Annotated in this window: 16 protein-coding genes; 12 read left to right on the forward strand and 4 right to left on the reverse strand. The window is 68.4% G+C overall.

The features are described from left to right. Positions 1–137: 137 nt before the first annotated feature. Positions 138–272 (reverse strand): DLW-39 family protein, encoded by a 135-nt coding sequence (locus ACWGJ2_RS03340; RefSeq protein ID WP_212732741.1) that lies wholly within the window; start codon positions 270–272, stop codon positions 138–140. A 423-nt stretch (positions 273–695) separates the two neighbouring features. After that, entirely contained in the window at positions 696–1,238 is a 543-nt protein-coding gene (locus ACWGJ2_RS03345; RefSeq protein WP_453344233.1) for a flavoprotein, read from the reverse strand. Between the two features lie 960 nt (positions 1,239–2,198). On the opposite strand from ACWGJ2_RS03345, the gene ACWGJ2_RS03350 reads away from it, so the two are divergent. The 6 genes from ACWGJ2_RS03350 to ACWGJ2_RS03375 all read left to right on the forward strand — a co-directional run bounded on the left by ACWGJ2_RS03350 (position 2,199) and on the right by ACWGJ2_RS03375 (position 6,362). Then, the gene (locus tag ACWGJ2_RS03350; RefSeq protein WP_453344234.1) at positions 2,199–2,408 is read left to right on the forward strand and encodes a hypothetical protein; all 210 of its coding nucleotides are present in this window, start codon (positions 2,199–2,201) and stop codon (positions 2,406–2,408) included. A gap of 5 nt (positions 2,409–2,413) precedes the next feature. Then, a complete protein-coding gene (locus tag ACWGJ2_RS03355; RefSeq protein ID WP_453344235.1) occupies positions 2,414–2,947 on the forward strand; it encodes a DUF6879 family protein in 534 nt (177 codons plus the stop codon). Next, a complete protein-coding gene (locus ACWGJ2_RS03360) occupies positions 2,944–3,786 on the forward strand; it encodes a helix-turn-helix domain-containing protein (RefSeq protein ID WP_453344236.1) in 843 nt (280 codons plus the stop codon). Before ACWGJ2_RS03355 ends, ACWGJ2_RS03360 begins: the two co-directional genes overlap by 4 nt. An 87-nt stretch (positions 3,787–3,873) precedes the next feature. Continuing rightward, on the forward strand, positions 3,874–4,308 hold the full coding sequence (locus ACWGJ2_RS03365; protein WP_453344237.1) for a hypothetical protein: 435 nt from the start codon (positions 3,874–3,876) through the stop codon (positions 4,306–4,308). After that, positions 4,305–4,748, forward strand: a complete 444-nt coding sequence (locus tag ACWGJ2_RS03370; protein WP_453344238.1) for a hypothetical protein — start codon at positions 4,305–4,307, stop codon at positions 4,746–4,748. Before ACWGJ2_RS03365 ends, ACWGJ2_RS03370 begins: the two co-directional genes overlap by 4 nt. A gap of 972 nt (positions 4,749–5,720) precedes the next feature. Then, a complete protein-coding gene (locus tag ACWGJ2_RS03375) occupies positions 5,721–6,362 on the forward strand; it encodes a hypothetical protein (RefSeq protein ID WP_453344239.1) in 642 nt (213 codons plus the stop codon). A 439-nt stretch (positions 6,363–6,801) separates the two neighbouring features. Here the strand turns inward: ACWGJ2_RS03375 and ACWGJ2_RS03380 are convergent, their stop codons facing one another. Together ACWGJ2_RS03380 and ACWGJ2_RS03385 are read right to left on the reverse strand one after the other, a co-directional pair. Continuing rightward, the gene (locus tag ACWGJ2_RS03380; RefSeq protein ID WP_453344240.1) at positions 6,802–7,362 is read right to left on the reverse strand and encodes a GNAT family N-acetyltransferase; all 561 of its coding nucleotides are present in this window, start codon (positions 7,360–7,362) and stop codon (positions 6,802–6,804) included. Next, a complete protein-coding gene (locus tag ACWGJ2_RS03385) occupies positions 7,359–8,120 on the reverse strand; it encodes a GntR family transcriptional regulator (protein WP_453344241.1) in 762 nt (253 codons plus the stop codon). Before ACWGJ2_RS03385 ends, ACWGJ2_RS03380 begins: the two co-directional genes overlap by 4 nt. 257 nt (positions 8,121–8,377) lie before the next feature. Here ACWGJ2_RS03385 and ACWGJ2_RS03390 point away from each other — a divergent pair, with 257 nt between their 5' ends. The 6 genes from ACWGJ2_RS03390 (at position 8,378) to ACWGJ2_RS03415 (ending at position 13,256) form a co-directional block, all read left to right on the forward strand. Continuing rightward, the gene (locus tag ACWGJ2_RS03390; RefSeq protein ID WP_453344242.1) at positions 8,378–8,686 is read left to right on the forward strand and encodes a hypothetical protein; all 309 of its coding nucleotides are present in this window, start codon (positions 8,378–8,380) and stop codon (positions 8,684–8,686) included. Continuing rightward, complete coding sequence (locus ACWGJ2_RS03395; RefSeq protein ID WP_453344243.1) at positions 8,683–9,690, forward strand: DUF2637 domain-containing protein; 1,008 nt, start codon at positions 8,683–8,685, stop codon at positions 9,688–9,690. The genes ACWGJ2_RS03390 and ACWGJ2_RS03395 overlap by 4 nt, the downstream gene beginning before the upstream one ends. A 113-nt stretch (positions 9,691–9,803) precedes the next feature. Beyond that, positions 9,804–11,984: a cell division protein FtsK gene (locus tag ACWGJ2_RS03400; protein ID WP_453344244.1), complete on the forward strand. Its 2,181-nt coding sequence runs from the start codon at positions 9,804–9,806 to the stop codon at positions 11,982–11,984. Positions 11,985–12,124: 140 nt separating this feature from the next. Continuing rightward, a complete protein-coding gene (locus ACWGJ2_RS03405; protein ID WP_453344245.1) occupies positions 12,125–12,376 on the forward strand; it encodes a hypothetical protein in 252 nt (83 codons plus the stop codon). Positions 12,377–12,435: 59 nt separating this feature from the next. Continuing rightward, entirely contained in the window at positions 12,436–12,624 is a 189-nt protein-coding gene (locus ACWGJ2_RS03410; RefSeq protein ID WP_453344246.1) for a hypothetical protein, read from the forward strand. A gap of 11 nt (positions 12,625–12,635) precedes the next feature. Next, positions 12,636–13,256, forward strand: coding sequence for a hypothetical protein (locus ACWGJ2_RS03415; protein WP_453344247.1), 621 nt, complete (start codon positions 12,636–12,638; stop codon positions 13,254–13,256). Positions 13,257–13,301: the final 45 nt, after the last annotated feature.

Raw genomic sequence — 13,301 nt, forward strand, 5'->3', positions numbered from 1 at the left:
TCCCCACGTCACCCGCGTCATCCGCGTCACTCACACCACAGCTGTCCGCCGAAGCGGGTCGCGGGGGAGCCCCGTACACGAGCGAGGCCCCGACCGCTTCCACGCGGTCGGGGCCTCGCTCGATGAGTGTCTGTGGGTCACACACCCGAACCTGCGGGCACGGAGTCGGTCGCCTCCGTCCACAGATCCTGCTCGGCGCGATCCGCCTGGATCTGGCGGTACACGAGGAGCCCGCCGACGGCGGCCAGTGCGACCAGGAGAAGCTTCTTCACCGCGCTACCTCGTCCTTCTGAGAGACGTTGGGACCTTCTGGCGCCCGATGATACCCAACCACCCTCCCGTACAAAGCAGTCGGCCCGCCCGAAGATGATCTCCTCATGTGCGTAGGTCACCGTCCGACGGCCGGGCCTCACACCGGGTGCGCGATCTTTAGAAAAACGCCCCACGATTTCCGCCCCACTGCCCCCACCTTCGCCGCATCACCGCAGGTCAACCCATGTTTCCGGTTATCCCGCGACCCGCACACCCCTGTCGGCCCACCCGTCCCGGACTGCCCGACTCCGCATTCTGCGGATTCCTTTATCCCTCTCCGACATCATCGAATTCCCCGAACAATTGCCAGTTCCCGGACGCGTAGCCCCGCACGACGCTGTTTCACGTGAAACATGACGCGAGCCGAGGCGTACGTAGCGGGGCTAACCGTCGACAAGCTCCCGCGCCGCGTCGAGCGCGAGGTGCCACGGGTACTCATCCGGCCTGCCCTCCCCTGGCGGCCGGGGCACGAAGCCGCCGTCCCCGTACAGCATCCGCACCCCGGCCCCGCGCAGCGTCTCGACGCTGCGGCCGAACTGCGGATGCGTGGCGTACGCCGCGTTCACGCACGGCATCACCGCCAGCGGCCACCGCTTCCCGATGCCCTCCGCGACGTAGCCGGACACGAAGTCCGGGGTGAGCCCGAGCGCGAAGGTGTTGACCGTGTTCAGCGTCGCCGGAGCCACGACGGCGACATCGGCCCGCGGCCACACCTCCACCTCCCGCGGCATCCGCACGGCGCTCCGCACCGGATACCCGGTCCGCTCCTCCAGCGCCGGCACCCGCTCCTCCAGCCACAGCGCGGCGGTCCCCGTCAGCCCGACACACACCGTCCACCCCCGCCCCTGCGCATCGCGGACGACATCCTCGATATCGAGCACGGGCGGCGCGGCGGAGCCGAACAGATACAGCACGCGGTCTTCCATCCCGGCATCCCATCACGCGGCTCCACCGCAACGCAGAACGCCCGGCCCCTCCGAAGAGGGACCGGGCGTCGAGACCTTCCGGTCTACTGCTGTGCGGCTACCTGGACTTGAACCAGGGGCCTCATCCTTATCAGGTCGATCATGGGCGTGAGCGGCCTCGGGGAATCGGCCGAGGTCCGGGGCTGGTCGTTGGCTGAAGGTCGGGGAGGATCATTGCCGTTCGTGGGTGTTGATGTCAGGTGCTGATGTCAGCTGCTCTTAGGCAGCACTTGCGCCTGACCGCCCGCGCTCCACAGCTCCAACTAGAGCCCGCACGATGACCAGAATGGTCACCACGACGGTTAGGCGGGTCATCTGCTCCAGCGCACCTGTGACCGTGTCGCCGTTGATAACGCATGCGAGCGTAAGAGCAATGGCGATGATCACGTGTTCCTTGCGACTGTCAGAGCCGCATGCGAGAGTACGAAGAAGGTGGCTATCCAGCAGTGGATTGCCACCGAGAGCCGGGACGGACATAGGTCCTCCAGGGTCGAAGTTGGGGCGCGCCTGATTTCCTTACGCCAAGGGGTAGGCGCGCCCTTGCTGTTGCTCAGTCACGTTACGGCACGTCGCTGACAACGCGGGGAATGGCGCCTCTAGCCAACATGGCCTGCATTGCGCGCAGTTGAGAGCCACACCTGCGGACAAGGGCGTGGAGAACTGCTGGCTTCCTGGGGACGTAGCTGATCAGACCGTGATCCGTGGACTCAATGACCTGGCCACAGAGGCGCGGGAACCTGGCACGGAAGCGCCGAACTTGCTGCGGAACTTGAGGAAGACATACGTGAACTTCTCCAAGTTGGCGTCGACGGCGATACCGGGTCGGTCGGAGTCGACTTTGCTCGTCCCGCCACTTATGCAGATCGTTCCCCGCTACTGTGCGGAGCGGACCGGTAACCTGTTGCGTGATCGGAGACCAGCATGACTCGTAAGCTCCGCATGATCGGTACCAGCTCAGAGGACGGGAAGTGTCCGACCGTCTACGAGGACGAGGCCACGGGTGACATCGTGATCCAGGGCTACACGGTCACCGAGCCCGAGGAGCTGGCCCAGCTCAGTCACGTCCTCGACGGAGAGTCCGCCGTCGTCGTCCCGCGAGACCTGCTGATCCGCTTCGCGCCCAAGGAGTAGAGCACGTGCCGGACTTCATCGACGACGCGACGTTCGGCAGCTATTTCGAGGAGTTCGCACACGTCGCCTGGCGGCTGGAGACCCGTCGCGGCTACGCCTCCGACCGCGACGGCGAGCGGTACCAACTCTTCCTCGCGGGCCGTCTGCCGCTGGACACCAGCCGCCCGTGGTGCGTGAACGTGCGGCGGCAGACCGCGCTGGGGAAGAGGTTCGAACGGGTCCGGGTGGTCGATGACCCGCCCACCGAGGAACAGCGCTTCCTCTTCGAGGGCTCGGCCAGCAACAACGCGGCCGGGGAAGACATCCGCAACCTGTGGCGGGCGGCTGCCGAGCCCATCGGCCTGCCCGCCGAGGACTTCTGGCTCTTCGACTCCCGCATCGCACTGCGCATGCACTTCGACGAGGACGACGCCTACCTCGGCGCCGAACTGGTCGAAGACGCGGCACAGGTGTTGCGGTACTGCCAGATCCGCGATGCGGCCTGGCACTTCGCCGTACCCCGTGAGGAGTTCCGGGCGCAGATCTACGCGGGCGCGTGAGCACCGACTTCCAGCAGGCCCGGCAGTCCCTCGGTGCGCGTCTGCGCGAGCTGCGCACCGAGGCCGGGCTGACCACGCGGCAGTTGGCGGAGCGCTGCGGCTGGACGCACTCGAAGGTCTCCAAGCTGGAGAACGGACGCCAGACCGCGACGAACGCCGACCTGGAGACGTGGGCGCGCCAGACCGGTGCGCCTGATGCGCTGGGAGAGCTGAAGGGCCGTCTGCGGGGGCTGGAGACGACCTACCGTTCGTGGCGTCGGCAGCTCGCGGCAGGGCACCGCGTGGTGCAGGAACTGAACGTCGTCCAGGAGCGCGAGGCCGAGCGCATCCGGCTGTTCGAGCCCGCCATCATCCCCGGCATCTTCCAGACCCCCGAATACGCCCGCTGCGTCCTCACCGACGTGTCCGAGCGGCACGGCACACCCCGCGACATCGAAGCGGGGGTACGGGCGCGGATGCGCCGCCAGGACGTGCTGTACGAGCCCGGCCACACCATCGAGGCCGTCATCTGGGAAGCGGCCCTGTACGTCGAGCGGTGCGCGCCCGCCGACATGGCCGCCCAGCTCGACAGGCTCCTCGGCCTGGTGGGCCTGGACACCGTCCGGCTCGGCGTCATCCCGCTGGGCAGGCGGCTGAAGCTCTCCCCGAAGCACGGGTTCTGGATCATCGATGACGGGCTGATCGTCGCCGACACCTGGAACGCGGAGATGTGGCTCGACACCGCCGAGGACATCGCCCTGTACGTCAGGCTGTGGGACAGGCTCACCGACGCGGCTGTCTACGGCGCCGACGCCCGCCGTCTGATCGCCCGCGCCCGAGCCTCGCTCGCCTTGCCGTGAGCACCACCGTGCACCACGCGAGGTGACGCGAGAACCATCGCGAACCAGACGCGACAGGGGAGAACCATCCTCCCTACGGTCCTGGTCATGGACGTGGAGATGCCCCCGGCAGCGGGGCTGCGGGTCCGCCCCGCCTGGCTGCCCTTAGAGGACGAGTTCGCCGGTGTGGACGCCGGGGTGTGGTGGGACGCGGTAGCGATCGACGGCGACCTCGGCGCTGCCGTCACCGAACGGTTGAAGGCCGGGCCCTCCCCGTGCGGGCCGATCGCGGTCACCACACGATCCGCCGCACCCCGCTGGTACGTCCTCGTCCCGGTCGGCACCGCCGAGACCTGGACCGAGCCCGGCACCCAGCCCCTCGGCGACGGCAGCCGCATCGGCCTCCCCGGCAGCACCACTGCGACCACGCATCCGGTGCGCTGGGAGGTACCCCCGCGGTTCTGCGGGACGCCGCCGCTGACGGACCCGGCACGGCTGACCGCCACGGTGGCGGCCGTACGGCGGCGTGGGGATGCGTCATGACGGACACGATTCGCGGCGCGGACTGGCTCGCCAACTGCTCACCCACCCCGGACACGGTCTTCGCCGCCTGGGCTCGGGACGAACTCGCCCGTATCCCCACCGGCCCCTACTGGGCGGCTGTCGAAGCAGACCTGCTGCGCAGCGTCCGCGCCATGGAACCCCTCTCCCGCGCGGGCCTGCTCGGCCCGGTCCTCGCCCACCCGGAGACGGAGCGCGCCTGGTGGCTGGTCCCACCCGACGCCCACGAGCACTTGGCCGACCTCACACAGTTGACCGTGCACGAGAAGGGCTGGCCGCTGCTCTGCCCCTCCCCGGAGCACGGGGCACAGGGCATGTGCTGGCTGGAACGCCCAGACGGCACAGGCAAGCTCACCGACCCGGCCTCGCTGGGGGCCGCGTTCGGCCGGGGCGGACGCCTGCCCGCTGAGGCGTTCGGATAGCCACCAGGACCGAGGACGGATCAGAGCACCGAGACGCACCGGAACAGGGGCCGCGCATGGTCTGCTGTAGCTGGGACACGGGCCTAGAGACCTTCTGAGCTGTAGCCAACGCAGATTGGTCACCAAGCATCATATAGGCCACCTAACGGTTCGGAATGGGCGTCATCGGCCGAGCCTGACCGCTGGGGTTCTGTACTTCGCTGCTGTACAGGTGGACCGCTTGCGCCCCACGTCGCATGACGCCGGGTTCTGCGGACGCTCACGTTGACCGAGTCGCCACCAGAATGCGCGGTAGGAACACTTCAAACGGGCCGTCAGACCTCAACGAGCAGCTGTACTCTTCTGCAAGTCATCGAACCACGGGGGCGATCCAGTGCCATCAGCCGCCTACGCAGAATGGTCCGGAACGAGGAAGAAGAAACTAGATGAGCTCTTCGCAGCGCATTCCACGGTGGGCGGGAAGGGGCCGGGGAGGCGGTGGCGAACGACTCAGCTGAACTGGGCCATTACCTTGCGGCTCGCTGGAGAATTTCAAGGTTTCTCCCGTGACCTTCACGATGAGGCTGCCGATATCCTATGCAGCCCAGTCACGGACCCCGGACTCTCGGTAGTATTGCGGAGTGGGCTCTCTAGATCTAGAAAGCTAGACAAGGGAAACGCCCAACCCGCAGCCCTAGGAAACGATTTCTCCTATCTAGGCATCTCACTTTGGCCAGCCCTCAAGAAAGCAAACCCCAGGGCCACAACCTGGAATAGCGATCTAGACTCCCTAAATACAGCGAGAAACGCAATCGCCCACGATGACCAAGATGAGTTCCTAAAGTTACAAGGTCTGGGCAAGTATCCGATCACACTACAAGTCATCAAAAGTTGGCGTCGCTCGCTTGATGCCTTGGCGACGACGATGGATGATGTAGTTGGTGATTACCTAGCCGGTTTTCTGGGCGGGCAAAGGCCTTGGTGAGGAGGATCATGGGTATGCCGGAGCCAGGGCAGGAAGTTCAGGTGCCATGGGGGCTTGACGTTCTGCGAGGAACCGTTCTACGTACGTACGACACAGGCCGAGGCCCGCAAGCAGTGGTTCGCGTCGAAGTCCCTGGCGTCAGTGGTTCGAGTGTCGACGAAGTTACCGTGACGCTGCCAGTTAGGGCCCTGAAGGCACCTTCCGGTGCTGGTGGCCCTGCACCCGCCGTCGGAAATTGGGTGCACGCAATGAGCTACGAACGAGGCTTCTATTCTCACCTCGAATCAATCTTGGAGAGCCTAGACCCAAAGGGCTCCACTTACGTCCATAGGGCGGATCTTGACGGCGAATATGATTTCTATATCGCCCGGCGCCGCAAGAAAAGCCTAGAGTACGAGATTCTACTCTATGGGGTATTGAAGTATTCAACAAAGAAAACCCCACTTTCCGTCAAGAGACTACAGTCGGTGATTTCCTGGGAGAAGAGCATGAGGCGCTCGAAGGGACGCCTGCTACTCGTAACCAATGTGGATATTTCGGCGGCAGCAGTGCAACTATTTTCGGAATCGGGTTCCCATTTGTTGTGGCTCAAATGGGGCGGCCCAAAGGATGATTCAAATCTGCGCGACCTAGCCGTGGACCTTATTTAGTGTCTCGGCTAGCGGAGGACGTGCATACCGGTTTCGTCTACTTTAGAATGCAGTCCGCAGCGCAGCTAACCGACCCACCCACCATTCGTCCCCGGCTCCCGATGCTGGCCGATCCCTCGCCGGAGGCATCTTCTTTGGCGGCGAGTTGCTAAGTGCGATCCGCCCGCTTCACTGCCCGGCCCAGCCACATCTGGCGGGTGTAGGCGTAGCGCCCGTAGCGCGGGCCGAAGGCATGAGCGCGAAGGGCGGCGGAGCCGGGAGCCCGCCCGGTGGAGCGGAGCGCAGCCGGTCTTGAAGTTGGACAGGGCTGTAACTCAACCCTTTCGATGTAATAGCCGGTGCTCGGGAAGGTGTCTCCCGTAGACCGCTAACGCCGCAACGTGTCCGACGGCAGAAGGCGCAGTGGTCCCCTCGCGTCGGCGGGTGCTCATGTCCACCGCTAAGCAACAGCCTCCGGCGCGCCCGTCTCATCCCTGAACGCCACCTCACCCGCCCCCGCCGCCCGCTGTGCCAGCCACCCCGAGACGCGCGGCCCCCCGTTCACCGCGTCTCCTCCCAGTACCGTCCGCACGTGGGTGAAGCCCTGCCGCAGGTAGTACCGCTGGAGCGCTTCGTTCGTCGTCCAGGCGTCCAGGCGGAGCCACTTCGCCGAGGCGCGGTAGGCGCGGTCGCCTGCCCAGTCCAGGAGTTGGCCGCCAAGGTTGCGGCCCGCGTGGGTGCGGGCCACCGTCAGTTTGTTGATGTAGAGCGAGGGCTCGGTGAGTTCGTCGTCCGTCCAGAGCCCTTCTTCCGGCTCGGGCGTGAGGGTGATGGTCCCGGCGGTCACGTCGCCGTCGCGGAGCATGAAGACGGTGCCGGCCTCGATGGTGGCCAACAGCTTGTCGGCCGGGTACGGGCGGCTCCACTGGTCCGAGCCCAGCTCGCGCAGCCACGCTGCCGCCTCCTGGCGGAAGGCGAGCAGCTTGGACAGGTCGTCCGGAGTCGCGGGCGTGATGATCACTGGTCCTCGCCCCGCGCGACGAGGTCGCCCTTCTCGAAGGTCACCCGGTTCAGGTCACCGCGCAGCGTGGTGATGGTGCAGCGGATCGGACGTTCGGTGTCGTAGCCGGTGCGCATCCACAGCAGGACCGGGGTGCCCGCGCCGGTCTGGAGGTTGCGGGCCTCGTCCGGGGTGGGCATGCGGGTGGACATCTCGTCGTAGTAGCCGATCTGCTCGATGCCCTGGGCGGCGAGGTAGCGGGTCGTGCCTTCCGCTATGTCGCCGGGCTCGGCCAGGCGCGTGCCCTCGGCGAGCCACATCGGGTAGTAGGTCGCCTGGATCGACCAGGGCACGCCGTCCAGGTAGCGCAGGCAGAAGCGCAGCACGCTGGACGAGCCGGGCTCGATGCGGAGCCGTTCGGCCACCTCCGTCGGCACGGTGACGATCTCGACGCGGAACTCTTGGTGCGGGTGGCGGCCCGCGCGTTTCGCGTCCGTCGTGTAGCTGTCGCCCTCCTGCGGCAGGGTCAGGTTCTCCGACCGCGAGGCGTTCAGGACGAACACCTCTTCGGACCGGACCTCGTACCCCCGCCCCTGCCCTGGCGAGATCAGCCCCTCGGTGACCAGGACGTTCAGGCCCATGCGGACCGTGTTGCGGGCGGCGTCGAACCGCTCGCACAGTGCTCGCTCCGAGGGCAGCTTGGTGCCCGGCGGGTACGTCCCGCCTGCGATTTCAGCGCGGATCGCGTCCGCGACCTGGCGATACAGCGGCTTCGTCATACGCCCATCATGCCGCACTTGCTCAACTGGTTCATACATCTTGAACCAAAGCTCTTGACGATCTTCGCGTCGTGCTGCTCAACTGTCGTTGCGCAACTGGTTCGAACAAGTCGATCCAGTCGGACCGGCTGAACCATTGCGCACGGTGATGCGGCCTGCCCGCATGCCGTGATCACCCGCACCAGGACGGCGGCACACCCGTGCAAAGGACAGGCCGTCGCCCTGGTGATCCCGACCAGTGCGACGCAGGAGTGAGCATGCGCACCTTCATAGGTGGCCAAGAGGCGGCTGACGCCTCAGAGTTCGTTGAACTGGCACTCGGCTTCGACGAGCGCCCCCTGAGCATCGACCGAGAGCTGTTCGTCGGACTCGCCGACGAGACGGCCGAGGAGCGCGCCGCACGGCTGGACGCGGCGCGCGACGTACTGGAGGACCTGCGCGAGCAGGGCGAGAGCGACGAGGTCGCGGCGTGGGACGCGCTGTACGCCGAGGCTCTGTCCCACACGCTGCCGCTGCTGCGGTCCGCGACCCGTGACCGTCATGACTCGCGGACGGGGGCGGCATGAACGAGCTGGCCACCACCGAAGCGCCCGCGAGGGACGGCGCGGGCAACGGCTCGGTCCCGCCGCTGACGAAGCCGGAAAAGGTTCTCCTCGGCGCCGTCGCTGTCGCGGCCGGAGGGGTCGGCGTGCTCGGGCTCGCCTCTTCCTTCGACGCCGTCGCGGAGGCGGCCGAGCGATGGGGCTTTGGCGCGCCGTGGATGCTGCCGATCGGTATCGACGTGGCGATCCCGGTCTTCACCGCCGCCAACCTGCTGCTGATCCGCGTGAACATGCCGCTCGCCTGGGTCCGCTTCGTGCCGTGGGCGCTGACGCTGGTGACCTGCTGTCTGAACGTCGCGGCCGGACACAGCCTCTCGGCGAAGCTGGCGCACGGCACGATGCCGCTGCTGTGGGTGGTCCTCTCCGAGATCGCCGCGCACGTCTACGCGGTCCGGATCGGGGCCGTGACCGGACGCCGGATGGAGAAGATCCGCCGTTCCCGCTGGCTGCTGGCCTTCCCTTCGACGTTCGCCCTGTGGCGTCGCATGACGCTGTGGGAGATCACGTCCTACGGCGACGCGCTGGCCCGCGAGCGGCAGCGCCAGTTGGACCGGGCCGAGCTGCGCGAGCGGTACGGCAAGCACTGGCGCCGCCACACCCCGCGCCGTACCCGCGTGCTGCTCAAGCTCGGCGAACTCGCCCCCGTCGCCGAGGCGGACCAGGAGCAGGAGCAGGACGAGCCCCCGAAGCCCGAGCCCGAGCCGAAGCCGGAGAAGCCCGCGCGCCGTCCCCGTAAGCCCGGCAAGGCGAAGCCCGTCCGTACGGCGGACGAGCTGCTGAGCGAAGCCCGCGCCACCACGGCCGACTGGGGCGCCGAAGCCCTGACCGCCGAGGCCATCCGTAAGACCGTACGGACCTCTCAGGCAAACGCCCGCACGCTGCGGGACGCGCTCAGGGCGGAGCGTGCGGAGGCAGCGCGGTTCAGCCGGAGCGACGCCGAGGCCGACGCCGAATCCGTCGCGGCGTGATGACCGACCCCGACCCCCATCGGACCACCCGACCACCAGAGACACGGGGCCCGGCCTGGGCCGACCAAAGCACGGCCGGGCCCCGCTCACCCCTCCATGCGGAAGGAACGTCAGTGAACCACGCGGACGACAACGGCAACGAGAAGGATCTGTTCGCCCGGCTGGAAGCGGACATGACCGCCGACTCGGCCACCGGCTCAGGGGCCAACGTGGTCGACCTCGGCAAGGCCCGGTCGGCCCGTACCGAGTCGGCCGACCGGTCGCCCGACTCCGGCGCGCCCCTGGTCGATGGCCCGGACCCGACCGGCCCCGGCTTCATGGCGCGCGTCGTCGGGGCGAAGCGGCACGCGATCGTGCCCGCCTGGCTCCGCTCCGGTACCGAGCTGGCGACGGCCGCGAAGTGGGTCGTCGGGCACTACGGCCATCTGCTCGGCTATCACTCCCTTCGCACCCCCGCCTACGCGGCGAAGCTCGCCCTCCAGGCACCGCGGGGCGCCGCCCGGTTCGTCGGCGGCACCATGCGATGGGTCGCAGACAAGGAGGGCGAGCCCGTCCGCCTGGCCGCCGTCCAGCGCGAGGACGCGGCCGACTATCTGAAGCTGTCCCGGCAGCGCGACGGCCGCGTACGGCTGCGCACCCTCGTCACCGTGCTCGCCGCACTCGTCGGCACTGGCACGGCGCTCGCCCTCTACGTCCTCGCCCCCGGCTGGCTCCAAGCCGTGTCGGTGACCGGACTGCTCCTGGCCCTCGGCGTCGCCGGGACCGAGGCCGACGCGCCCGTCGCGTCGCGCGCCGTCGACATCCCCAAGGTGCAGAAGCTCACCAGTGACATCGTGCTGCGGGCCCTGGCGGCCCTGTCCATCTCGCAGATCAACCAGGCCGTCGCCAAGGGGCGCGACGGGTTCGCGTTCACCGCGCCCATCACCCGCGACGGCCCCGGCTGGCGCGCGGAAGGCGACCTGCCGTACGGCGTCACCGTCGCCGATGTGATGGACCGGCGCGAACGTCTCGCCTCCGGTCTGCGCCGTCCGCTGGGCTGCGTCTGGCCCGAGGCCGTGCCGGACGAGCACACGGGCCGCCTGGTGCTGTGGGTCGGGGACCAGGACATGTCGAAGGCCAAGCAGCCCGCGTGGCCGCTGGCCAAGTCCGGGGCGGTCGACCTGTTCAAGCCCGTGCCGTTCGGCACCGACCAGCGCGGGCGGTGGGTCGAGCTGTCGCTGATGTACATCGCGGGCGTCATCGGGGCGATCCCTCGCATGGGGAAAACCTTCCTGCTCCGGCTGCTCCTGCTCATCGCCGCCCTCGACTCGCGCGCCGAGCTGCACACGTACGACCTGAAGGGCACGGGCGACCTCGACCCCGTCGGTGAGAAGGTCTCGCATCGGCACCGTGCCGGGGAGGACGAGGAGGACATCGAGTACGCCATCCAGGACATGCGGGCGCTGCGCGCCGAACTCCGACGCCGCGCTAAGGCGATCCGGGCCCTGCCGCGCGATGTGTGCCCCGAGTCGAAGGTGACCAGCGCTCTCGCGTCGAAGCGGTCGCTCGGGCTGCACCCGATCGTGATCGGCGTGGACGAGTGCCAGGTCTGGTTCGAGCACCCCACCTACGGGGCGGAGTTCGAGGAGATCTGTACCGACCTGGTCAAGCGCGGTCCGGCCACGGGCATGACGCTGCTGGTGGCCACTCAGCGCCCGGATGCGAAGTCGCTGCCGACCGGCATCAGCGCGAACGCCTCCACTCGCTTCTGTCTCAAGGTCATGGGCCACACCGAGAACGACATGGTGCTCGGCACCGGAGCCCACAAGCGGGGCGTGCGGGCGACCATGTTCGGCTGGGACGACAAGGGCATCCACTACTTCGTGGGAGAGGGTGCGGACGCCCGCATCGTGCGCGGCGTGTACGCGGACGCCCTGGCCGCCGAGAAGATCGCCCTGCGCGCCCGAGCGCTGCGGGAGAAGGAAGGGACCCTGTCCGGGCACGCGCTCGGTGAGGAGCCCGAGGCGGAAGCGTCGGCGTCGTTCGATCTGCTCCGGGACGTGCTCGCCGTCGTCCCGGCCTCCGAGCCCAAGGTGTGGAACGAACTCCTCGCCGAGCGCCTGGCCGAGCTGCGGCCCGAGGTCTACGAGGGATGGGCGGCCGAACAGCTCAGCGCGGCCCTGAAGCCGCTCGGCATCGACACCGTCCAGATCGGCCGACGCGTCAACGGCAAGGTCGTGAACCGGCGCGGCATCGTCCGCGCCGAGATAGCCGCCGCCGTCGCGGAACGTGACGGAAACCGCGACGCCGCATGACGCTCCGGGGCCGCTGCCGCTAGCAGCCCAGCTCGCTAACGTTAGCGGCCCCGCTAGCGCCCCGTATACGTCCTGATCAGGCCGCTAGCGGTTAGCGGCCCTCCCCGAGCACGCCCTGAAACCGGCCAGGGAGGCCCTTCATGACCCCCGCACTCCTCGCTATCGGCGCACTCGTCGCGGCGACTCTCTGTTACGCGGCCATCTGCGCCGTGAGCCCCTTCGGACGCTGCCGGAAGTGCTCCGGACTCGGCTTCCAGCTCCGGCACAGCCGCACCGGAAAGCCACGACGCGGCAAGCACTGCCGCCGCTGCCACGGCGACGGCATCCGCATCCGGACCGGTCGCCACCTCTACCACCTCGCCGCCCGCCTCCACCGCGACGGCACCCGCTGACCAGACCAGACCAGACCACCCCGCCTCATCTCGCCCCACCTCACCGAAGGAGACCGGCCGTGGCCGTGACGATCTCGCTCGTCGTGCTCTTCGGCGTCGCCCTGGCGGCGCTCCTCAAGTTCAAGTCCCTCGGCTTCGGGGCCGCGTTCGTCGCCGTGATGTTCGGCTTCTACCTCGCCTCGTCCGGCGCCGCGCAGCCCGTGAATGAACTGACCTCCGCCATCGCCGACGCCGTCCGCGACCTCTGAGAGGCGACCCCATGAACGCACAGACCACAGCCCCGCACTGGCTCGCCCACATCGCGCCCAAGGCCGCGCCCGCGCTCGCCACGAGCACCGTGCTCATCCTCGCCCGGATCTGGAACGCCAACGGCGCCGAGCACTCCACCGGCAACGCCGTCCTGATGGGAGCGCTGGCCCTCGGGGCAGCCGCTGCCGGAGCGTTCGCCTCACACGGCTTGCGCGGGGGCGACAGCACCACCGCGGCTGCCGCGTTCGCCACCTCCGGCGCGCTCGCCGTCGCCGGAGTCGCCGGATACAGCGACGGCCTGTCGCTGCCCCTGCTGCTCTGGGCCGTCGCGACCGTGCTCGCCTACGTCCTGGCCGGTCGCCACTGGCGTACGGACCGCCGCACCGCCGTCGCGTACGAGCGGCAGACGGCCGAGCGGCGCGAGGAGCACGTCCACGCCGAGCGCATGGAGGCGATACGGGGCCGGGCCCAGGTGGAGGTGGCGCGGGAGGGCGCGGCCTACGCCGCAGCGCTCGCCGAGGCCCTGACGGCTCGGGCGTCGCTTCCCGGCTTCGACCCGCGCACGCTCACCGAGACCGGTCTCCCGGAGCTTCCCGGAACCGAGCAGAGCCCGAAGCAGCAGCACCACTGATCGCGCCAGGGCGGCGGCACACCCGTGCAAGGACAGGCCGCCGCC

Source organism: Streptomyces sp. NPDC054796 (genome assembly GCF_053611545.1).